The organism is Nitrospira sp. (assembly GCA_016788885.1).
GTDB lineage: Bacteria > Nitrospirota > Nitrospiria > Nitrospirales > Nitrospiraceae > Nitrospira_A.
On record JAEURX010000018.1, the window covers coordinates 115,755 to 136,416 of the forward strand.

Sequence of the window (20,662 nt, forward strand, 5' to 3'; positions counted from 1 at the left end):
GAACCCCTCCTATTGCACCCGGCCCAGATCCTGGATGGCCGTCTCCGTCATACGATCAAGCGTCTGAATCAGCTTCTGCGCCGACTCATAACTCCGCATCCCCTGAATCATCTTCACCATTTCGGTGAGCGAATTCACGTTCGATTCTTCAATATGTCCCGGCTGCAGCCGCGGCTTGACCGAGGTGCTGGGCTTGCCCCCGGCAAACAATCCTTCGGTATATTTTTGTGGCATGTCGGACTCAGGAAACTCGACCACCTTGATGTTGCCGATCGTGTTCCCATCGACTTGAATCGCGCCTTCCGTGTTGATCTGGATGTTTCCGGGCGGGACCTTGATCTCGCCTTTGGTCCCCATCACGGGATGACCGAGGTTCGTCACCAGTCGGCGCTGGCTGTCGAGGGAGAAAATACCGTTCCTGGTGTAGCGGGCTCCTTCCGGAGTCTTGACCTCAAAAAATCCGTCGGTCTGGATTGCCACATCGAGCGGGTTGCCCGTGATGCGGATCCGGCCTGGCTCAAACGTGGTGCGCACACCATGCGCTTCCGCGAAGACCCGTTCGCTCGGACCCGCCGGACGCGTGGAGATGGTGGACACGATGCCGTTCGAGGGCGACCCCATTGCAACCGAATTGGCACGGGCAAAGAGCCCACGGAACCCCTGCTGGTCCTGTTTGAAGCCGGAAGTATTGACGTTCGCCAAATTGTTGGCGAACACCTGCAACTGCTTTTCTTGAGCAACTGCGCCGGAAAGAATTGGATAGATGGCTCGATTCATGTGTTTCTCGTCCTGCCTTCCTGCTACTCCACCAGGAGAGATAGCAATGCACATGCCATCCCCTTCCGATGCGCTTCACAAAACGCACACCGCCGTCGTCATCACAAAATGCGAATGATTGTCGATAGATGCGAACGGGAACGAAACAAGGAGCATAAGAGAGGTTCGAGGGGCACTCAGCAGAGGCCGTCAACGACAGAAGGTGGCTGGAAGTCTTTTCCGCTACCTAGGAAAGTCTTGCCTAGAGAAGGAAGAGGGGCGTGCGAAGAGTTAGGCTGCAATCGTGGAAGCAGAATCAGCGGCCGACATGTCCTGCGCACCGGCAATCCCGCCCAGGGTGCCGCCTTGTGCCAGTGCGCGCTCCAAGGCGTGCACGGCAGCCTCAATCAATGCCGGCGCATCGACTCCATCCTGACCTGAGAGGCTGATGCCGATCCGGCTGCTGAGGAACAACTCGTGGCAATCGAGGGTGACTGGCTGGGCGATCGTGCGCTGCATCTTTTTCGCAATCGCCAGCACCTCATCCTGTGTCATCACCTGCTCTAACAGCACCGCAAACCGCGACTCTGTGAGCCTGGCGACGACATCGACGGTCCGCAACGCGCTTTTCACCCGTGCGGCCTGAACACGGTACATCAGATTCCGGTTCAGCATCGCATAGGCATCGGTTTCCGCCGTGAAGTGCTCAAGCTCGATGACGAGAATGGCAGCCTGGCGCCCTTCCCTCTGAGCACGGCCTACCGCTTGGGTCAGGAGTGAGAGAAACAACCGCTGCCTTGGGAGCCCCGTTACCGGATCGTACGTATGTGCCGCACCGACCAGCGAGAGCGTTGCCGGCGTATCAGGTGTGGATGCGGCCACCGGTTGCCGAATGGACCAATTCGCCGCTCCAAATACCAAGAGGGAGAAGCCCATTCCCAACATCACCATGACGGGATAGGCAGTCAACGCCGAAACCGTGAGCAACCCCACGGAGGCCGTCCAGTACAACCCGCCCGCCATAAACATGACACAGGCCACAACACCGACTCGGGCAATATCATGGGATTCTACGGGGTGGGACGCGCCGGAATGCTCGCACCCGTGGCTGGTTCCCGATCCATCATGATCGCCGCCGTCGGGTGATGCAGGTGGGGGCACGCTCATAGGCGACGATACACAGGATTGATAGACGTGAGACCACAGGGTCTAAACCGTATCGGAGGAGTCGTGGGGAAACTGTAGGACAGAGTGTCGGCGTGAAGCCTTACGAAGAGAGTCGGCAAGAACGGACAGCAACGGCAAGCAGGACCTCGAGATGTCTCCTATACATCGACCGGTTCCAGCCGTGCCTTGAGATGCAGAATGGCCTTCGAATGGATCTGGCAGACCCGAGATTCAGTGACCTTGAGCGCCTGCCCGATTTCTTTCATCGTCAGTTCTTCGAAGTAATATAGCGACAACACGAGCCGTTCTTTTTCCGGAAGATCCTGGATGGCGGTTTCGAGCACGTGACGCGCACGCTCACTCACCAACATGGAGAGTGGATCCGGTTGATTGGAGTCGGTCAGCATGCTGATGATCTTGTGGCCGTCCGCATCTTGGACGCCCAGGTCGTCAAGACTGATGACAACCGCACCCCGAGAGCGAGTGAGAAACTCATCCAGTTCCTCCTGCGACATCTTGAGCTCTTTGCCGACTTCCTGGTCCGATGGTGGACGGCCGAGGCGATGGAGGAGTTCGGAATAGGTCTTTTGCAACAAGGTAATACGCTCATGGACGGAGCGCGGAATCCAGTCCATGGAACGGATCTCGTCGAGCATGGCACCTCGGATGCGAAACTCCGCGTAGGTTTTAAATTTTGCCTCACGGGTCGGATCGTACTTATCCATCGCATCCATGAGTCCCATGATTCCGACGGACATCAAGTCTTCAGCGTCCATGTACGCCGGCAGTCGAAACGCCAACCGATGCGCCATGGCTTTGACGACATGAGTAAACTCTTGAATCACCCGTTCACGATCGGATTCCTCAATCACTCGGCGCTGGGCATTTCCGACTGCAAGCGTTTTACGAGCGTGCGTCATTCGCGACAATCCTTTCGCTCAATGCGTCCGCAGAAGTTGTTGCCACAGGAACTGGACGGTTCCCTTGGGGATCGCCGGTGGCGTCAATTGCGACACCGCTTCCGTCAATTCTCGAAACGCGCGGCTAGCCGGCGCATGAGGGAACAGATCGATGACGGCCCGCTGCTGGGTCACCGCCATCGGGACATAGTCGTCCTGCGGAATAGCCCCCAAGTAATCAAGTGAAATGTGGAGGAATCGGCTCACCGCGACCTCCAGCTTTCGATAGATGCGGGCCGCATCCCGAGGCGACTTCACCATGTTCACCAAAACGTAAAACCGGCGCTCGCGGTATTGCCGGAGCAACACCTTCATCAAGGCATAGGCATCGGTCAGCGAGGTGGGCTCAGGAGACACGACGACAACGATCGATTGTGCCGCTGCGGCGAAATAGGTCACGGTCGACGAGATCCCTGCGCCGGTGTCGATCAGCAGCACATCCATCGTCGAGGCCAATCGTTCCAACTCTTCCTGCAGGATGAGCTGTTGTGCTTCCGTCAGAACGGTGAGCTGCGAAATTCCTGTACTGGCTGGCAGGACGGTGATGCCGCTGGGGCCGGTCAAGGCAATGTCTTCGAGCCGACAGGTCTTGGCGAGCACGTGCTCCAGTGTGTATTTCGGTGTCAGCCCGAGCAGGATGTCGACGTTGCCCAATCCGAGGTCCGCATCGAGCACCAGGACTTTTTTGCCGGTTTGAGCCAAGGCGATCGCCGTGTTGGCGACCACGTTGCTTTTCCCCACTCCGCCTTTGCCGCTGGTGACCGTGATCACCTGTGTTCGGGAGGGACCGACGCCGCCGTCACAGGCTCTCAGTTGCGGATCCAAAATTCCTGGTTGCATCGCCATCATCTCTCCCCTCTTGTTCGACCACCGACTACCGCGCGTACGACCGATTTCCCGGCACAACCGGAGATGTTCCCTGCGCATCCCATGCAGTGTTGGTGCCACCGCCTGGTGTACGCACTTGCCCGCCCAAGAGGAGGTCTCCCAGGCGATTGACATGAGCCTGAACCAGGTCGTCGGGAACCCGTTGCCCGGTCCCCCAGTAAGACAACGGAATGCCGGTGCGGTGAGTGGCCTCGAAGATCCCCCCGTACCCGGTGGTTTCATCCAGCTTGGTGAACAGTAGTCGCAATGACGGGACATCCACACACTGACTCGTGCTGACCACGAGATCAGGCACACGTGTGGCCGCGGCCAGGACCAGATGCACTTCCATGGGAAGCCCGCGATTCAGCAGCCCTCTCCAGCGTTGAGCGGCGATCGGTTCATAGGGATTGAATCCCGCCGTGTCGATCAAGATCAGTTCCGCTTCCCGCGCCAGATCGATCGCCTCCTGGGCTTCCTCGCAGGATGCCGCCACCGACAATTCCACCCCCAAGACTTCCGCATAGAGCCGGAGATGTTCCACTGCAGCCGGACGATAGGTGTCCATCGTGATCAAGGCCACGCTCCGCTGTTCCACGATGCCGTAGTGTGTCGCCAATTTGGCGATCGTGGAGGTTTTACCGACGCCGCTGGGACCGACGAACAAGGCGATTTTCTGTTCACCGGTCGTGCTCAAAAGCGGGCCGGCCGTGGTCACTCGATCGAGCAACACCGTGCGTAGCAACTGGAGCGATGAGTGACGCTGAGACGTCCCCTGCTCGACGAGGGTTTCCCGCAGTTCTCGCAGACAGGCCTCAGCCGTCGCATGTTCGACGCCCTGCGCGAGGAGATCCTCATAGACACGTTGGAAGGACTGAAACGCCGTGCCCTGGGCGTGATGCTGTGTCTGCGCCTGGCTCTGTGGCGCTGAAGCCACCCCGGCCGTCTTGGCCTGACGAGGCGCTGTCAGGAGTGGGTGATTCGCGAATTTCGCGTTGTCGGTCCTCTGCTCCATTGCGCCCTGAAGCGTTTTTTGGAAGCGCGATTCCTCCGCCGGCACCGTCGGAGCCGAAAGGCTCACCGGAGCGACGTGCTCGGCGTCAGCGAGGATCGGTGCTGCGTCCGGCACGGCTACGTCGTCCTCGATCGCCGCCATGACTTCCAGCACAGAGCCCCCCAGCAGGCCGAATCCGTTGTCCCATGACCGCACCCGCTTGGTGGACAAAATGACGGCGTCCGGACCAAGGGTCTCCTTGATGGAGCGGATGGCCTCATGCATCGACGCGACGTGAAAGGTCCGTACCTTCATGCCAAGCTCCTGGTATCACTGCCTTCGAGATCCAAACGAACCGTTTCCAATGCCTGCAGTCGTGTCACGCTGTCGACCTCGTTCAGGCCGAGTATCGGAACTGAGTGCAAAATCCGATCCGTGAGTTTCCGCAGATGTCGCCGCAGCGAAGGTGAGCACAGAATCACTGGCTGATGTCCTCGCCCGACCATTCGTTCGGCCGCTTGCTTCAATGCAGCGAGCAGTTTCTGTGCCACCAGCGGGTCGGGAGCCCACTGACTACCCTGCCCGGCAGCATTGGCCTGGTCGGCAAGGGTTCGATCCAGCCGCGGATCGAGTCCGATGATCGGCAACGACCCATCAGGCGCGAGATACTGCTTGGTAATCGTCCGGCCGAGCGATTGCCGCACCACTTCCGTGAGGATATCCGGATCCTTCGTCGTGGCAGCGTGGTCAGCGATCGTTTCGAGAATGGTCCGCAAGTCTCGAATCGGCACTCCTTCACGCAGAAGGTGCGACAACACCCGGACCAGGCTGCCAAGCGGAATCAGGTTAGGAATCACTTCTTCCACGAGCTTGGGGTGATTTTTTCCCAGTTGATCGAGCAGACCCTGCACTTCCTGCCGACCCAGCAACTCGTGCGCATGCCGCTTGATGAGTTCGGACAGATGGGTGGCGATGGCCGACCCGGGATCGACCACGGTATAGCCGGCCATTTGAGCCTGTTCCCGCTGTTGTTCAGGAACCCAGAGTGCCGGCAACCCGAACGCCGGCTCCTTGGTCGGCAAACCATGGATGATGCCCCGTTGCGCCGTGCCAGGGTCGATAGCCAGCACATGAGCCGGCATGACTTCGGACTTGGCCAGTTCGACGCCTTTGAGCAACGCCGCATATTCATTCGGCCGCAGTTGCAGATTGTCTCGAATATGAATCGGCGGAAGGACGAATCCCATGTGTTCGGCGAATTGCCGCCGTAATCCTTTGATGCGATCGAGGAGTGCCCCCCCCTGTCCTCCGTCGACCAGGCCGATGAGGCCGTAGCCCACCTGTACTTCCATGAGATCCAATGGCACCACCTGCGTCGCGGCGTCCTCGGCCTTGGTCTGCGGAGATGCCTGCTCAGGTTGCGCGGCGGCACCTTTTTGCTGCTCATTGATTTGGAAGGCCATCCAGCCGGTCAGGCTGCCGAGTGCCAAAAACGCGAGATGCGGCAATCCAGGAACCAGTCCCATGGCGAGGAGAATGCCGGAGGCCGTCCCGATGGCCTTTGGCGAAATGAGGACCTGTCTCGTGACTTCGAATCCGAGGTTCACCTCAGACGCAGCCCGAGTGATCACGATACCGGCAGCGGTCGACACGATGAGCGCCGGCACCTGCGCGACCAGGCCTTCACCGACCGTCAGCAGGGTGTATGTTTGCGCGGCGGCCGACAGCGACATGCCCTGCTGCAGCACACCGATCGTCAAACCGCCGAGGATATTGACGAGGGTGATGACCACTGCCGCCACAGCATCACCTCGTACGAATTTGCTCGAACCGTCCATCGCTCCGTAGAAATCGGCTTCCTGCGCGATTTCCTTTCGGCGCTGGCGGGCCTCCTTATCGTTGATCAGACCGGCGTTCAAATCGGCATCAATCGCCATTTGTTTCCCGGGCATGGCATCCAAGGTAAACCGTGCGGCGACCTCCGCGACACGGCCCGCACCTTTGGTGATGACGACGAAGTTGATAATGACCAGGATCGTGAACACCACCAGACCGACGGTGTAGTTTCCGCCGACGACGAAATTGCCAAAGGCCCGGATGACTTCACCCGCCGCCGCCGCCCCTTCATTCCCGTGCAGTAAAATCAATCGGGTGGACGCAATGTTGAGGGCGAGGCGAAGCAGCGTCACCATGAGGAGGATCGACGGAAAAACGGAGAATTCGAGCGGCCGGCGAACCTGCATACCAACCAGGAGGATGATGATCGAGAGCGTAATGTTGAAGCTCAGCAGCAGGTCCAGAAAGAATCGCGGGAGCGGGACCAGCATCACCATTAGAATGCCGACCACGCCCACGGACATCAAAATATCCGGGTGTTTGACCAGGGAGCTGCTGGGAATCGATGTATTCTCAGATGCCATCGCCACTCCTACCGACTTGGATTATGCGGGCGGCAGTTTGCCGCGTACGCGATACACAAAGGCCAGGATTTCCGCGACGGCGCGGTACAGGTCTTCAGGCACCTCGCGGCCGACGTCGACCAACTTGTAGAGGGTCCGCGCCACCAACTTGTTTTCCACGATCATGACGCCGTGTTGGCGACCGATCTCTCGAATCTTCTCGGCGATGAATCCTGCGCCCTTGGCCACGACGACCGGTGCGCCATTGGCTTTCGCGTCGTATTTCAGCGCCACCGCCAGGTGTGTCGGGTTGGTGATGATCACGTCGGCTGTAGGCACGGCCGCCATCATGCGCTTGCGGGACATTTCGCGTTGCGTGCTGCGGATCTTCGATTTGACCGCCGGGTCTCCTTCCGCCGCGCGACTTTCTTCCTTGATTTCATCGCGCGACATCCGGAGGTCCCGCTCCCATTGGAAACGCTGATACCCATAGTCCGCGGCACCGATCACCAACTCGGCGCCGCTGATGGTGAGCGCGGCCTTGATGGTCGCCCAACCCACCGTCGGCAGCAGGGACTCCATGCCGAATTGCGTCAGCGCCAGGAATTCCAGCATGTCCTGCTTGATGGTGAGATAGCCCACCGCGCCGATGACTAATATCTTGAGCCAGGATTTGATCAGTTCGACGACAGATCGCGGCGAAAAGAGGCGCGAGAAGCCTCCCATCGGGCTAATGCGCGACCAGTCCAGGCTGAACCCATCTTGTTTCCAGAGAAACCCAGTCTGCATGAGATTGGCGCCGACACCCACTACGGCGATCCCGGCTACGACCGGTCCCAGCATGAAAAAGACATCCAGGCCGATCTGGCGGAGAATCACATGCAGATGATCGAGGTTGAGTGCCTGATACGTCGTCTCCTCCATTGAACGAGAGAGCCACGCCTGGAGACTGGCACGCAGTCTGTTCATGATCGCCGGCGTCATCCAATACAGTGCACCGAAACTGCCCAACAGCGCGATCGCCATGGCGGCATCGCGGCTGAGCGCGATTTGACCCTTCGCTCTCGCTTCAGATTTGCGTTTCGGTGTCGCCTGTTCTGTACGGTTTTGCGAGCTGTCAGCCATGGCCCAACGCTTTCAGGAGCCCGAGAATCGTCTCCACCAGCATCTCAAATTCTTTCTCGAACAAACCGAGCGTAAAGGGTAAGGCCAGACTCATCGCCAGCAGCCCTGCCCCGATCGTGATCGGAAAACTCTGCACAAATACGTTCATCTGCGGCACGGCTCGTCCCATAATGGCCAGCACCGTATTGACGATCACGAGCGTCGCAAACACGGGGGCGGCCATCTTGAGCGCCACCCGCAGCATGTTTTGCGCGAGTTGAATAATGTCCGTTGCGATACTGTCGGACAGCTTCGCCCCGAACGGTGGAACGAATTCGTAGCTCATGCCGATGGCATGCACCACCAACAAATGCGCATTCAGGGCGAGAAACACCAAGGAACCCAACGTGAGTTGGAATTGTGCAATGATCGGCGCATTTTGATGGCTCATCGGGTCGATCATCTGAATCGCGCTGAATCCCATTTGAGTCCCGATCATGTCCCCGGCGACCTGGAATCCTGAAAAGAGCAGCCTGACCGCCAACCCGATCGTCAACCCGATCAGAAATTCACTGCCGATCCCCGCGACGACCAAGACCGGATCTGTGGGCAGGTTCGGCAATTGGATGATCGGCGCCAGAACGAGTCCCAACATCGTGACGAGCCCGGCCTTCACTGGCGTGGGAATTGTCCGGGTGTTCAGAATGGGAAACACGCTGATGATGCCGGCGATCCGCACCAGTAGAATGGAAAAGGCCTGAAACTGAGGCAGTGCCAGATGAAGGGTCTGTACGGCGTTCATGTAGTGGCCCTGTCTCAGCGAATCAGCGTCGGAATACTGGTGATGATGTGAGTCATAAACGCAATCAAGACGCCCAACATCCACGGGAGAAATAGGAGGGTGGCGGCAAAGACTGCCAGCACTTTCGGCACGAACGTCAGGGTCGCTTCGTTGATCTGGGTCATGGCTTGAAACGTACTGACGATCAACCCCACCACGAGGCTCAGTCCAAGGATGGGAGCAGACACGAGCATGCACGTTTCGATCGCCTGACGCCCAATTTCCGTCACGGTTTCAATCGTCATCATGACTGGTCCTATTGAAAGCTTTTGACCATGGAACCGACGACCAGATACCAGCCGTCGGCCAACACAAAGAGAATCAATTTGAACGGCAGTGAGATCATGACCGGCGGCAGGAGCATCATGCCCATGGACATCAGGACGCTGGCGACGACCATGTCCACGATCAGAAAAGGAATGTACAGCAGGAATCCAATCTGGAAGGAAATACGCAACTCACTCAGCACGAATGCCGGAATGATGACATGGGTCGGCACGTCATCCACCTTGGCCGGTTTCTGCGCATGCGAGAGTTCCAAAAACAGTTCCAAATCCTTATCGCGCATCTGCTTCAACATGAAGGCGCGAATCGGTTGAATACCCTTGTTCCACGCTTCGTCGTAGCCGATTTGCTCCGCGAGCAACGGCTGGAGCGCATCCTTGTAGACAGACTGGCCAACCGGGGCCATGACGAACATCGTCAGAAACAGCGCCAAGCTGATGAGAACTTGATTGGGTGGCACCTGCTGCGTGCCCAGGGCCTGACGGAGAAACGACAAGACAATCACCATACGGGTGAACGACGTCACCATGATGAACATGGCTGGCGCCAGCGACAGCACGGTCAGCAGTGCGAGGATTTGGAGCACGACGGCGGTTTGCTTGGTTCCACCGCTCCCAAGATCGAGGGTGAGCGTGGGCCCTTCGGCTTGCGCGGACGAGGCTCCGACGAGACAGGCCAGTACGGCCAGGAGCACGATGCCGGCTCCCCATCGAGCGGCGCAGGGCCGCGGGGATTGTCTACGCATACCTAGGTTGTTAGCGGGTCGCACGGAACCCCTCCTGAACGCTGCCTTGATGATCCCCTGACGACGCGGCCATGAACGCGGGCGCAGCATTTGCCATCAATCGTTTCACCTGCTCGGGATCGGTGACTTTTCCGAGCGGCACCAGATCGGTTGGCGTAGTGCCCAGGATGAACACTTCTCCGGCCACCGCCACAACCATCACATGTTTGCGCGATCCCAGCGGACCGCTTCCCAAGATGTGCACCAGGGGAGCACCGCTCACGGGAAGAAATCGTCGGCCGACCGACGACCGGGCCACGGCCAGAAGCCCCATGATGAGCGCCAGCACAATCCCCAGCGCGGATACCATGCGTACGACACTTTCCCAGATTTCCATGAGACCGCGTGTTCCCTCTGCCGTCAGCGCGGCGTGATCATCGCTTCCGCCGGTGGCTCATCCGAGTTGTTGAATCCGTTGATTTGGACTGACGACGTCTGTCAGACGAATACCGAATTTTTCGTTGACGACGACGACTTCGCCCCGCGCCACGAGTTTGTTGTTGACCAACACTTCCATCGGCTCCCCCGCGAGTTTCGTGAGTTCGATGACCGAGCCCTGCCCCAGCTGAAGCAACTCACGAATCAACATTCTGGTCGATCCGATCTGCACCGTGACCTGAAGCGGGATGTCCAGGACGAATTCGATATTTTTGTTCGCCGGCACCGCGCCGTGATTGTCCACCGGCGGAAAGGAGGTCGGTTGCGGGCTGACTTCGCCGTTGGAGGAATCCGTCTGTGCCGTGCTGTCACCGTTGCCCATGCCACAATCTCCTTTAAATCCGCTACGCCCTACCCCAACACCTTCGTGACGCGGCAGGCATGATTGCCTTTGAAGACCCCGGGCTGCCCGTGAAACTTCGGATCACCCTCGACCAAACACAGCATCGGGTCGCCGGGATGCTGATCGAGCATGAGGACATCGCCGGGGCCGAAGTTCATCAGATCCTGGACGCTGATCCGAGCTGTGCCGAGTTGGACGGCCACGGCGACATCACATTCCTGGAGTGATTCTTTGAAGCGACTGCCCCAGCTGCTGTCCTGTTCGACATTGTCGGCAAACAGGCCGGAGTAGAGCTTCTCTTTGATGGGTTCCAACATCGAGTAGGGATACGCGATGAACATTTCACGGGTGATATCGCCGAGATGGACCTGCAGTGTCACGACCACAACGATCTCTGATGTCGTCACGACCATCGCGAACTGGGGATTGCTCTCCGTGCGTAGATAGGCGATTTTGACCGGCATCACTGCCTGCCAGGCTTTTTCGAGATCCACCAGCGCCTGCTGGACCAGCTTCTTGATCAGCCTGACCTGAATCGGTGTAAATTCGCGGCCTTCCGGTTTGACATGCGTCTGAACTTTTCCACCGAAGAAAAAGTCGACGATCAGGTACACGAGCATCGCGTCCATAATGTAGAGGCCGTTCCCCCGTAACGGCTCCATTGCAAATAGATTAAACGACGACGGCACCGGAACCTTCTGAATGAAATCGCCGAACTTGATGATTTGCGTGCCCATGACACTAAATTCGATCTTCTCGCGCAGGAGGCTTGTCCAGGAAATAGACTGTTGGCGCGTGAAGCGGTCATTGATCATTTCCATCGTGGGCATACGCCCGCGAATGATCCGCTCCTGGCTCGTCAGGCTGTATGCTTTGACACCGCCTGGATCTTCCTCATCCTTCGGAGCCGTCTCGACCTCGCCGGACATGACACCGCCCATCAAGGCGTCGATTTCTTCTTGAGAGAGTATCTTGTCCATGCGATCCTCGAGGACTATCGCTCAGTTACTGAATGACAAATTCCGTAAAGTAGGTCGACTTGACTGATTTCTTCGGCAACAACCCGTTGATGCGTTCCGTGATATCCTCGCGCAATTTGTGTTTTCCCTGAGGCGAACGCGCCGTGGCGGAGTCCAGACTGGTCAGCAGGACGAGGATCGCGTCACGAATCTGCGGCGTACGGGCCTTGATCTGTTCCACCGTTCCCGAACTATCCGCCTCTACCTTGAGCGTGACCTTGAGGTAACGAATTTCTGGTGAATCTGCGAGGTTGACGATAAACGGATCCAGGTCGGCAATGACGTTGGCATCAGCGGCGGCACCATGTTCCCCGCCCTTTTCCTCAGCTCCACCATGCCCGGCAGCCTTGTCCGCACCGCCTTCAGCCGGCGCCTTCTCTCCGGAGGATCCGCCCATCATTTTCATCATCGCAAACGCCCCACCCAACGCCAGGACCAACACTCCGGCCACGATGATGATCACCATCTTCATGGGAATGCCTGCCGGTGCTGCGGGCGCTTTTTCTTCTGCTGCTTCTGACATACAGACCTCCTGCGGACAGTGATTGCCGGTGCTGGTCAGTTGTGCAATGCATATGCCACGCGCGGGACGCAGCCTGTGCTGATAAGGCGCGCTTCAACGCGATACAACGTGAGATAAGACAATGAGTTGGACTTGCAGGACGCAAGGAACGCGTTGCCGTCAGACGGATCGGTGCGTAGTTGTCACCGCGGTGACAGGCCGCCGAAAAGCACCGACAGTTTGTTGACGAGGACGCCGGAGACGAACGCTGCGAAAAGGAGGAGAGTACCTAGGCAGAAATTGCCGATGTGCTGTCCGGCGCGGCCGCTAGCCGACCGCGCCGGAATCCTTACGCGTTACCGTTTCAAATTCACCAACTCCTGCAGCATTTCGTCGCTGGTCGTAATCGCACGAGAGTTCGCTTGAAACGCCCGCTGCGTGATGATCATATCGACGAATTCCTTCCCGAGATCAACGTTGGATTGTTCCACCGTTCCCGAGAGCACTCGGCCGAGACCGTTGATCGTCGGCGCGCCTGCCAAGGCGGCCCCGGACTCCACGGTTTCTAGGAAGTGATTGTCACCGACGTTGGCCAAGCCATCCGGATTGGTAAAGCGGCTCAGGACCACTTGCGCCAACGCGCGGGTTTGTCCGTTCGTGAACTGGGCCATCACCTTGCCTTCCTTGTCCACGCTGATACGATCCAACGTGCCGGACGAATACCCGTTTTGGGTCTGGCTCTGCACGCCGGACGCGGCGCCGAACTGCGTGAGCGACGCCAGGTTCACCGTGACGGTTTGTGGCGTCGTGGCGCCGTTCGTTAACGTAGCGGTGATGGTCTGGGTGCCGCCGGCAGTGACGGCACCGCTCGCGTTGAACGTCATATTGGTTTGTGCGGCTGCCGCGCCACCATCGACCTGGGAATAGACGCCCCAGGCATTCGCGGCAGTTTTTCTGAAATACAACTGCATCTGGTGTGAGTTGCCCAGCGAATCATAAAACGTCATCCCCGTGGAGAAGTTGTACGACGTGGTATCAGTCACGCTGAACGCCGTCGTCGGCGCCGTGGCATTGGCATTGAGATTCCCGAGAATGGTCGCGGTGGACGTGGTCTGCGGCGGGACGGCGCTTGAGGTCAGCGTAATGCCGCCGACCGTGCTCGTGATGTTGCCGATGGTGTCAGCCTGGTACCCTTGCAAAAGGGCGCCGCTGGCATCAACGACACGCCCCACGCTATCCACTTTGAATTGCCCGGCCCTCGTATAAAACACGGATCCGGATGCGTTGCGCACTTGATAAAATCCGTTCCCGTCGATGGCCAGATCGAACGTATTCCCGGTCGTGGTCATTGACCCCTGGGAAAAATTGGTCTGCACATCGTTGAGATACACACCGAGTCCGATCTGATCACTGCCGGCGCCGCCCGCCATGCTGGACGAGATCAAATCCGAAAACGTCGCGCGACTGGATTTGAAACCTGCCGTACCGACGTTGGCGATGTTATTGCCGATGACGCCCATGGCGTTGCCGTATGAACTCAATCCGGTCACCGCGGTGAACATCGATGTCAAAATGCCCATGTGTTCGTCCTCCTTGTTACCGTCACCTCACGTGAATCGCTTCACAGACTCACGCGAACCGTTCGCCCCTGGCTATGCCACTGCTGTCGTATCCGCCTGGGTCGTTTTATTTTGAGCCGACTCTTGGAGTGCCACGCTTTTCTCCATCAGCGTCACCAGCTTGGACATTTCCTCCAACTGGGAGAACTGCGCCGTCTGCGCGATGAACGCATCATTTTCCAGGGGTTTCAGAGGGTCCTGATTTTGAAGCTGTGTCACGAGCAGTTTGAGAAAGTCGTCTTTGCCGAGCGTCTTGGAGCCACCGGTTGGCGTGGTGGAGGTATCTGTCTGAGCCGATTGTGTAATGACCTTGCTGATATCCATACATCCTCCTCGTCAGGCAAAAATACTCACACGATCGTTCGATCCAACTCGCTGCTCTCCCCTCGTTGCACGTTCATCCTCACGCGCCGGGGCCTGAGACATATTCGGAGACGATGGGCGACCCTGCTGTTGCTGTTGTTGAAACAACCACGCATTATCTCCCCGTCCCTGCTGCTGATCCACGGTGACGCGCAACATGCCCATTTCCAGGCCCGTCGTGCGCAGCGAAGATTCCAGGGACTGTCCCTGTTGCAAGAGCCCCTGCCCCAACTCTCCATGCTCGGTCCGGATATGAGCATGGACGGTCTGATCATTCATCATGACTCGAACCCGCAACGGCCCCATATCCAAGGGGTCCAAATCCAAGGTGACGGTTTGGGCAAACGGTGTTGCTCCTCGAAATTCCCCCAACCGGTCATTGTCGGCAGCGCGTAATGCGGCGGTTGATTGTCCGGTTTGATTGCTGCTGACTGCACTGTCGTTTCCGGGACTCGTTGGTTGGGCAAGTCCGTTCATACGGTCAAGAAACATTCCGTGAGTGTTTCCGTCGCCAGACGGGAGACCGTTTACGGGAGGATTTTTGGAGTCTCCTGACGAATCCAAGAATCGCCCGGAGTCCTGCGCGAGGTGCTGTTCCGCCCCGGCTGTCCCTTGTGCTCCACCAACCGGTGATCGCTGCGAGAAGGCATCCAGGATGGCGGAGCGGTCGATTGCATCTGATGTGACGGGCTGCTGAGCCGGCCGATCCTGCTTCATGGCCGTCGTTGCGGCTAAAGCAGACGTGACCTTGTCCGGCTCGGCTTTCTCGGAGGTCAACGGTGTTTCCACCATCATTGCCGACGATGCGTGATCGACAGACTGGTCAGTCTCAGCCTCAGCAACCTGAGCATCGACAAGGACCGTCGCGGTCTCGGACGTTGACGCAGTGTCTTGTGTGTCCTGCGGTGAACCATTCGTTGTGTGAGGGGTCGCAGGGACGGTTGCTGGTCCAGCGGTCGGCAGCGTCGCACTCATCCCTGTGGGCGCAGATGTTGTGACCGCAGATGCAGATTCGCCGACGGCGGCGACCTTCGTGGTCCCCTCCTGAGAAGTATGAGCACCCGACGCGGGAGAGTCTGCCACTTGAACGGACGGGAGCGGCGCCGAGGTGACGGGGGCATTCATCGCGACCATCATGGCATCATTTGCCGCGGTCGATCGCTCGTCTCGACGATCCTCACGCGACTGCTGGTCGTTCTGGGTGTCGTCCTGGGAAGGCTGTTCTTTGCGTTCTGCTGTCGCTGACGTTCTCGGCGTCACTGGCTCTTTGGGCGCCGCGTCCGTTGGCCGTTCAGCCTGCTCGGGTGTCGATTCTTGTTTCGGGCGGGTCTGTACGCGAGACTGTGCGCCGGTCTTGAGACCAGGTGCGCTCAGAGAAGCCTCATGTCTCGGAGCTGCCTGACGTGCTTCCGCCCGGCCCAACATGGACTCAAAATCATGCGAGGGGCCAAAGGCCTGAGTGGCCTGGTGACGATCACGTGCATCTGACACGGGTGACTGACCCGGAGTGGGAAATCCTGCGAACAGTGGTTGCACGTCGGTTGCCATAGACATTCCTATGAGTATGAAGTCCTGTGCCTTGCCATGGAACACTATTACAAAGCCCATGCCAATGGCCGCACATGCGAAAACTGTCGTCTGACGCGGGTTTTTGCCGTTGGAGCGAGGTTCGGAGGATTCGAAGCGGGAAGTTTCTGCAGGACAGGCCGGAAAAAGTTGCCGGAGAAGACGAAAGGAACGGAGGGGTTACGGTGCCGTTAAGAGCTGTTCCGTGAGACGGGCGGCGCGATCAGGCTTCACTTCGGCCAGGATGGCTCCCGCCGACTTTCCTTTTAAGAGGCGCAACACTTCCAACGCTTTTCGTTCAGGCATGCGCTCAAGACGCGCGGCGGCTTCTTCGGGAGGCATGGTTTCATAGATCTTCGCTAATTGGGCTTGGTTCAAGTTGGCCACCGGCGCGGCTTTCGCCGCTGGCTTGGCCTTTTCTGCGTCCTTGCCCGCTTTCGATTGAGCGGCTTGTTGTCGTTTCTTCTCCGCGTCCACCGCTTGCTCGTGGCGAGTCACGATCTGCTCCAACTCAGCTTTCATCTCCAGTAGATGCGTCTCTGATCCACGGAGCGTTGCTTCCCGCTTGTCCAGCATGCGCTTTCGCTGTTCCAACAACTCAAAAATTTCCCGCGGCGCACTTAAGGCCGGCCCTTGGACGTCTTTTTTGACCGATTCGGTTTTCCCCGAATCGGTTTTCGTCGGATCCGGTTTCGCCCCATCGGTCTTGGGCGATTCCGCTTGTGAAGTCCCCTTTTGCACTGCGGGGCTTGGTTTAGCTTCCTCTGTTGCGGCAGCGGTCAGCGTCCACGTGACCAACGCGAGGGTGAAGGCCATTCCTACCACGGTGAGGGTGAATACGACGCACGACGTACTGCTACCGATCGCTCTCATACCCGCTCTCCCTTTTGCAGTGGGCCACGTCGCCATGCGCGTTCGTCCAGCAACTGTTGGTCTTGTCGTTCACGACGGCGACGCAATTCCACAGCGGCACGGGCGTCGAGCAAGTCCAACTTTTTCCGGTACTGCATCGCCTCCAGGAGTTCGCTTCGCTTCTGCTCCATGTGGGTCTGCTGGGCTGCGAGTGTCTGTTCCATACGCTTGCGCGCCGCGATGGCCTGCTCCATTGCATCAAGGTGCCCAAACACCTGATCGACGGTGCCGCCCACGGACACCTGCTCGAGATAGCGATCAGCGTCTGTCCTGGCTCGAGCCTCAAGCAAGGACATTCGCTCCACGGTGTGCTGGAGCGCACGACTCAATTCGGCGAGCTCCAACTTCGCGACTTCTTCCAGTTGGACCGCATATTGTCGAAGGACGGCAACGTTCATTGAATAGACCCTGCCAGGCTCAGTACGGCATCAATCGATTGCGACAATCCAACTGCCTGCTTGGTTTCCTGACGAAGGAAGGCCGTGATTCCCTCATGCGCAGACACCGCCTTATCGAGTTCTTTGCTGGTTCCCGGCTTGTAGGCCCCCAGCGTGATCAAATCCTCCGACCGCCGATAGAGCGCGGTCCGTTCAAGAACGAGTCGCGCAGCCGCATAGTGAGCCGGCGTGACAATATCGCGCATGACCCGGCTGGTACTTTGAAGGATGTCGATCGCGGGGAAATGGTTGCGTGCCGCCAACTCTCGCGAGAGCACGATATGTCCGTCAAGAATAGACCGCACGGCATCGGCCACGGGATCGTTGAGATCGTCCCCGTCGACCAGCACGGTATAGAGTCCCGTGATGCTGCCACCGCTTTGTGCCGGACCAACCCGCTCCAGCAGCTTGGGTAAGACGGCAAACACGGACGGCGTGTAGCCTTTCGTCGTAGGCGGCTCTCCGATGGCCAACCCGACTTCCCGCTGGCTATAGGCCAATCGCGACAGAGAGTCCATCATCAGGAGGACATGCTTCCCGCAATCACGAAAATATTCGGCAATGGCTGTGGCAACCAAGGCGCCGCGGATCCGAACGAGGGGCGGTTGGTCCGACGTGGCGACCACGACGATCGAACGGGCCCTGGCTTCCGGCGTCAAGTCACGCTCCAAAAACTCTTTGACCTCTCGCCCCCGTTCCCCAATCAACGCGATGACCCGCACGTCGGCCTGGGTGTAGCGACTGATCATACCCAGCAGCACACTTTTGCCCACGCCGGATCCGGCAAACACCCCGATTTTTTGTCCTTGGCCACAGGTCAGCAACGCATTGATAGCCCTGATTCCCAGATCGACCGGTTGGGTGATTCGCGCCCGATGCAACGGGTTCAAGGGTGCTGCATACAAGGGGACACGCACGTCGCTCCGGACCGGCGGCTGGCCATCCAGCGGATGCCCGAGTCCGTCAAAGATTCGTCCCAACATCTGCGGACCAACCGGGACGGACGCGACATGGCCCTTCATCACCACGCGACTACCCGGGCCAATGCCCTGCATTTCTCCCAACGGCATCAAGAGGACACGGTCTTCGCGAAATCCCACGACCTCGGCCATCACCGCGCCATGGCCACCTTCCCTGGTAATCTCGCAGACTTCCCCCACGGACGTGAACGGGCCTGAGGCTTCGATGACAATACCGACCGCCTGGGCGACCCGCCCCGTCACTGATAACGGTTCGATATTCTCCAGACGTTCGCTAAGCTTCACCGGCATCCCGTCCTCGCAAGGCTTCACCCAGCCGCAAGAGCTGTGTATCCAGCGTCGCATCGATCAACAAACTTTGCGCCTGGACCAGACACCCGCCGGGACTAATCGCAGGATCCGTCTCAAACTTCAGGGTCAGCAGGCCGTGAGGGGTTTGGCTGAGCCCAGCACGTGCCGATTCCAGCGCAGGCACATCCGAAGGGTGGACACGGACACGAACGAGGCCGCTCTCGTGGAGGTGGCCCAACGCCGCCTTCACCTGGGCGACAATCAGATCACGTTTCTCCGCCACAATCTCTCGCAGAACCTTTTGGGCAATCGTAAAAGAGAGCGCTGCGACTTCTTCTTCCACTGTTTCGTGGAGGCTACGCCAGACCTCTTCGAACTTGGCAGCCAGCGATGCCACCAACGCCTGTTCGCGTTGTCGTGCCGCAGCCACCCGCTCGGTGACCCGCTTTTCCCCTTCCGCCAAACCCCGCTCAAATTCGCTGTGATCGTCGACGCCAAACGGCCGATTCCCACGGCTGAAATCGGCCAGCGGTATCGTGCGCAATTGGATGTTGCCGGAGCGAATTAGTGTGCGGGTGAGGACGGTGTTTTCTTGTCTGAGCCGGTAGAGTTCTAGGAGCCTGGATACGGTCACCTTTACGAGTTCCGCCTGGAACGGCTTCGTGAGAAAATCTGCCGAGCCGGACTTCATCGCGCGAACGGCGAGTTCGATATTGCCGTGGCCCGTCATCACGATGCCCATCAAGCGATTATCGACATCCAACGCCTGCTGTAACAGCGCAATACCGTCAGCCCCGCCTAGCTGGACATCGACGATCACGACTGCGACCGCACGTGTGCGGACATGCTGCATGGCCTCCTCGACGGAGCCCGCAGTCAGAATCGGATGGCCGGTATCCTGCAGTATTTCGGCCAATAACAGACAGATGGCGGGTTCGTCGTCGACGATCAGCACCGCACGAGGCGACAACTCCTTGTCTGCTTCCACCGGAGAGGCCACCGGCGTCCTTGAGCCCAAGGCCGCACCGCCCATCTAGAGCATCTCCTCGCTTCCACCGCCTCCGATGACGATCCGGCCTTCTTCTTCCAGTTTGCGGCAGACCTTGAGAATGTTCTGTTGGGATTTTTCGACGTCGGACACTTTGACCGGACCACGCGTTTCCATGTCTTCTTTCAGCATCTCTGCCGCACGGCTGGACATATTCTTGAGGAATTTCTCCTTGATCTCCGGTGTGGCGCCTCGCAGCGCAATCGGCAGATCTTCCTTGCTGATTTCCTTCATCAGCTCCTGCATTGCGCGGGAATCCAATCCGACCAAATCGTCGAAGACAAACATCAGCGCTCGGATGCTATCTGCCAAGGCCTGATCCTTTTCGGTGATCTTGGCCATGATGGCGCCTTCCGTGTTCTTGTCGACGCGCGTCAGAATATCGGCCATCAACTCGGCCCCACCCACCGACATGCTGGACATGCCCATCGAAGCCGACAGAATTTCCTGCAGGCTTTCGCTGAGTTCGGCCAATACCTCCGGCTGCACCTCCTGCATCGTCGCCAGTCGCAAGGAGACATCTGCGTGCAGATGCGTCGGCAACAGCGCCAAAACGGCGCTGGCCTGTTCCGCTTCCATCTGGCCCAGACACACGGCGATGGTTTGCGGATGTTCGATCTTGAGTATTTGTGCCACGGTGCGGGCATCCACCCATTTCAACGCATCGATCCCCGGATAGGTTTTGGTGTTCAGGGATTCGATCATGCGCGCGGCTTTCTCCGGCCCCAAGGCCTTTTTGAGAATGGCCTCCATAAATTCGCGGCCTTCAAACTGGACTTCGCCGGTCGCACTGGCCTGTTCAAATTCAGCGATCACGCTGTCTTCTTCCTGTTTGGTGATATTCGCGGTCTCTTTCATGAACAGGCCGAGTTTGCGAATATCTTTCGGATCCAGCGTTTTCATGACCTGGGCCGCGGCTTCTTCCCCGATGGCGCGGAGGAGAATGGCGGCCTTTTGTGCACCCGAGAGTTCTTTATTCATGGGCGAA

Annotated in this window: 22 protein-coding genes; all 22 read right to left on the bottom strand. The window is 58.5% G+C overall.

What is annotated here, in order from left to right:
• Window positions 1-9 precede the first annotated feature (9 nt).
• The 22 genes from JNL86_05950 to fliG all read right to left on the bottom strand — a co-directional run bounded on the left by JNL86_05950 (window position 10) and on the right by fliG (window position 20,655).
• Window positions 10-777, bottom strand: coding sequence for a flagellar hook-basal body protein (locus JNL86_05950; GenBank protein MBL8042446.1), 768 nt, complete (start codon window positions 775-777; stop codon window positions 10-12).
• A gap of 270 nt (window positions 778-1,047) precedes the next feature.
• Window positions 1,048-1,797: a GGDEF domain-containing protein gene (locus JNL86_05955; GenBank protein ID MBL8042447.1), complete on the bottom strand. Its 750-nt coding sequence runs from the start codon at window positions 1,795-1,797 to the stop codon at window positions 1,048-1,050.
• 284 nt (window positions 1,798-2,081) lie between these two features.
• A complete protein-coding gene (locus JNL86_05960) occupies window positions 2,082-2,843 on the bottom strand; it encodes a FliA/WhiG family RNA polymerase sigma factor (protein ID MBL8042448.1) in 762 nt (253 codons plus the stop codon).
• 18 nt (window positions 2,844-2,861) lie between these two features.
• A complete protein-coding gene (locus JNL86_05965) occupies window positions 2,862-3,728 on the bottom strand; it encodes a MinD/ParA family protein (protein ID MBL8042449.1) in 867 nt (288 codons plus the stop codon).
• Window positions 3,729-3,756: 28 nt separating this feature from the next.
• The gene (flhF, locus tag JNL86_05970) at window positions 3,757-5,058 is read right to left on the bottom strand and encodes a flagellar biosynthesis protein FlhF (GenBank protein MBL8042450.1); all 1,302 of its coding nucleotides are present in this window, start codon (window positions 5,056-5,058) and stop codon (window positions 3,757-3,759) included.
• Complete coding sequence (flhA, locus tag JNL86_05975; protein MBL8042451.1) at window positions 5,055-7,163, bottom strand: flagellar biosynthesis protein FlhA; 2,109 nt, start codon at window positions 7,161-7,163, stop codon at window positions 5,055-5,057. The genes flhF and flhA overlap by 4 nt, the downstream gene beginning before the upstream one ends.
• 21 nt (window positions 7,164-7,184) lie before the next feature.
• Window positions 7,185-8,267 (bottom strand): flagellar biosynthesis protein FlhB, encoded by a 1,083-nt coding sequence (gene flhB, locus JNL86_05980; protein MBL8042452.1) that lies wholly within the window; start codon window positions 8,265-8,267, stop codon window positions 7,185-7,187.
• Window positions 8,260-9,048, bottom strand: a complete 789-nt coding sequence (fliR, locus tag JNL86_05985; protein ID MBL8042453.1) for a flagellar biosynthetic protein FliR — start codon at window positions 9,046-9,048, stop codon at window positions 8,260-8,262. Before fliR ends, flhB begins: the two co-directional genes overlap by 8 nt.
• Before the next feature lie 14 nt (window positions 9,049-9,062).
• Window positions 9,063-9,332, bottom strand: coding sequence for a flagellar biosynthesis protein FliQ (gene fliQ, locus JNL86_05990; protein ID MBL8042454.1), 270 nt, complete (start codon window positions 9,330-9,332; stop codon window positions 9,063-9,065).
• A gap of 11 nt (window positions 9,333-9,343) precedes the next feature.
• On the bottom strand, window positions 9,344-10,117 hold the full coding sequence (gene fliP / locus JNL86_05995) for a flagellar type III secretion system pore protein FliP (protein ID MBL8042455.1): 774 nt from the start codon (window positions 10,115-10,117) through the stop codon (window positions 9,344-9,346).
• Window positions 10,118-10,127: 10 nt separating this feature from the next.
• Window positions 10,128-10,493, bottom strand: a complete 366-nt coding sequence (locus JNL86_06000) for a flagellar biosynthetic protein FliO (GenBank protein ID MBL8042456.1) — start codon at window positions 10,491-10,493, stop codon at window positions 10,128-10,130.
• Between the two features lie 57 nt (window positions 10,494-10,550).
• Complete coding sequence (fliN, locus tag JNL86_06005) at window positions 10,551-10,916, bottom strand: flagellar motor switch protein FliN (GenBank protein ID MBL8042457.1); 366 nt, start codon at window positions 10,914-10,916, stop codon at window positions 10,551-10,553.
• 29 nt (window positions 10,917-10,945) lie between these two features.
• Entirely contained in the window at window positions 10,946-11,917 is a 972-nt protein-coding gene (gene fliM, locus JNL86_06010) for a flagellar motor switch protein FliM (protein ID MBL8042458.1), read from the bottom strand.
• Window positions 11,918-11,942: 25 nt separating this feature from the next.
• Entirely contained in the window at window positions 11,943-12,479 is a 537-nt protein-coding gene (locus tag JNL86_06015) for a flagellar basal body-associated FliL family protein (GenBank protein MBL8042459.1), read from the bottom strand.
• 335 nt (window positions 12,480-12,814) lie between these two features.
• Complete coding sequence (locus JNL86_06020; GenBank protein ID MBL8042460.1) at window positions 12,815-14,038, bottom strand: flagellar hook protein FlgE; 1,224 nt, start codon at window positions 14,036-14,038, stop codon at window positions 12,815-12,817.
• Between the two features lie 72 nt (window positions 14,039-14,110).
• Window positions 14,111-14,401 carry a hypothetical protein gene (locus JNL86_06025; protein ID MBL8042461.1) on the bottom strand — a complete coding sequence of 97 codons (291 nt, stop codon included), beginning with the start codon at window positions 14,399-14,401 and terminating at the stop codon, window positions 14,111-14,113.
• A 12-nt stretch (window positions 14,402-14,413) separates the two neighbouring features.
• Complete coding sequence (locus JNL86_06030; protein MBL8042462.1) at window positions 14,414-15,235, bottom strand: flagellar hook-length control protein FliK; 822 nt, start codon at window positions 15,233-15,235, stop codon at window positions 14,414-14,416.
• 951 nt (window positions 15,236-16,186) lie between these two features.
• Window positions 16,187-16,879, bottom strand: coding sequence for a hypothetical protein (locus JNL86_06035; GenBank protein MBL8042463.1), 693 nt, complete (start codon window positions 16,877-16,879; stop codon window positions 16,187-16,189).
• Window positions 16,876-17,316, bottom strand: a complete 441-nt coding sequence (locus JNL86_06040) for a flagellar FliJ family protein (protein MBL8042464.1) — start codon at window positions 17,314-17,316, stop codon at window positions 16,876-16,878. Before JNL86_06040 ends, JNL86_06035 begins: the two co-directional genes overlap by 4 nt.
• Window positions 17,313-18,626 carry a FliI/YscN family ATPase gene (locus JNL86_06045; protein MBL8042465.1) on the bottom strand — a complete coding sequence of 438 codons (1,314 nt, stop codon included), beginning with the start codon at window positions 18,624-18,626 and terminating at the stop codon, window positions 17,313-17,315. Before JNL86_06045 ends, JNL86_06040 begins: the two co-directional genes overlap by 4 nt.
• Window positions 18,610-19,659: a response regulator gene (locus tag JNL86_06050; protein ID MBL8042466.1), complete on the bottom strand. Its 1,050-nt coding sequence runs from the start codon at window positions 19,657-19,659 to the stop codon at window positions 18,610-18,612. Before JNL86_06050 ends, JNL86_06045 begins: the two co-directional genes overlap by 17 nt.
• Window positions 19,660-20,655, bottom strand: coding sequence for a flagellar motor switch protein FliG (gene fliG / locus JNL86_06055; protein MBL8042467.1), 996 nt, complete (start codon window positions 20,653-20,655; stop codon window positions 19,660-19,662).
• Window positions 20,656-20,662: the final 7 nt, after the last annotated feature.

Coding starts and splice junctions, on each gene's coding strand:
- JNL86_06020 (MBL8042460.1), bottom strand. CDS start 14,038: ATGGGCATTTTGACATCGATGTTCACCGCGGTGACCGGATTGAGTTCA.
- JNL86_06040 (MBL8042464.1), bottom strand. CDS start 17,316: ATGAACGTTGCCGTCCTTCGACAATATGCGGTCCAACTGGAAGAAGTC.
- flhF (MBL8042450.1), bottom strand. CDS start 5,058: ATGAAGGTACGGACCTTTCACGTCGCGTCGATGCATGAGGCCATCCGC.
- JNL86_05965 (MBL8042449.1), bottom strand. CDS start 3,728: ATGGCGATGCAACCAGGAATTTTGGATCCGCAACTGAGAGCCTGTGAC.
- fliR (MBL8042453.1), bottom strand. CDS start 9,048: ATGAACGCCGTACAGACCCTTCATCTGGCACTGCCTCAGTTTCAGGCC.
- JNL86_06025 (MBL8042461.1), bottom strand. CDS start 14,401: ATGGATATCAGCAAGGTCATTACACAATCGGCTCAGACAGATACCTCC.
- JNL86_06015 (MBL8042459.1), bottom strand. CDS start 12,479: ATGTCAGAAGCAGCAGAAGAAAAAGCGCCCGCAGCACCGGCAGGCATT.
- fliN (MBL8042457.1), bottom strand. CDS start 10,916: ATGGGCAACGGTGACAGCACGGCACAGACGGATTCCTCCAACGGCGAA.
- JNL86_06050 (MBL8042466.1), bottom strand. CDS start 19,659: ATGGGCGGTGCGGCCTTGGGCTCAAGGACGCCGGTGGCCTCTCCGGTG.
- flhB (MBL8042452.1), bottom strand. CDS start 8,267: ATGGCTGACAGCTCGCAAAACCGTACAGAACAGGCGACACCGAAACGC.
- fliG (MBL8042467.1), bottom strand. CDS start 20,655: ATGAATAAAGAACTCTCGGGTGCACAAAAGGCCGCCATTCTCCTCCGC.
- JNL86_06000 (MBL8042456.1), bottom strand. CDS start 10,493: ATGGAAATCTGGGAAAGTGTCGTACGCATGGTATCCGCGCTGGGGATT.
- flhA (MBL8042451.1), bottom strand. CDS start 7,163: ATGGCATCTGAGAATACATCGATTCCCAGCAGCTCCCTGGTCAAACAC.
- JNL86_06035 (MBL8042463.1), bottom strand. CDS start 16,879: ATGAGAGCGATCGGTAGCAGTACGTCGTGCGTCGTATTCACCCTCACC.
- JNL86_06030 (MBL8042462.1), bottom strand. CDS start 15,235: ATGATGGTGGAAACACCGTTGACCTCCGAGAAAGCCGAGCCGGACAAG.
- fliP (MBL8042455.1), bottom strand. CDS start 10,117: ATGCGTAGACAATCCCCGCGGCCCTGCGCCGCTCGATGGGGAGCCGGC.
- JNL86_06045 (MBL8042465.1), bottom strand. CDS start 18,626: ATGCCGGTGAAGCTTAGCGAACGTCTGGAGAATATCGAACCGTTATCA.
- fliM (MBL8042458.1), bottom strand. CDS start 11,917: ATGGACAAGATACTCTCTCAAGAAGAAATCGACGCCTTGATGGGCGGT.
- fliQ (MBL8042454.1), bottom strand. CDS start 9,332: ATGACGATTGAAACCGTGACGGAAATTGGGCGTCAGGCGATCGAAACG.
- JNL86_05960 (MBL8042448.1), bottom strand. CDS start 2,843: ATGACGCACGCTCGTAAAACGCTTGCAGTCGGAAATGCCCAGCGCCGA.
- JNL86_05950 (MBL8042446.1), bottom strand. CDS start 777: ATGAATCGAGCCATCTATCCAATTCTTTCCGGCGCAGTTGCTCAAGAA.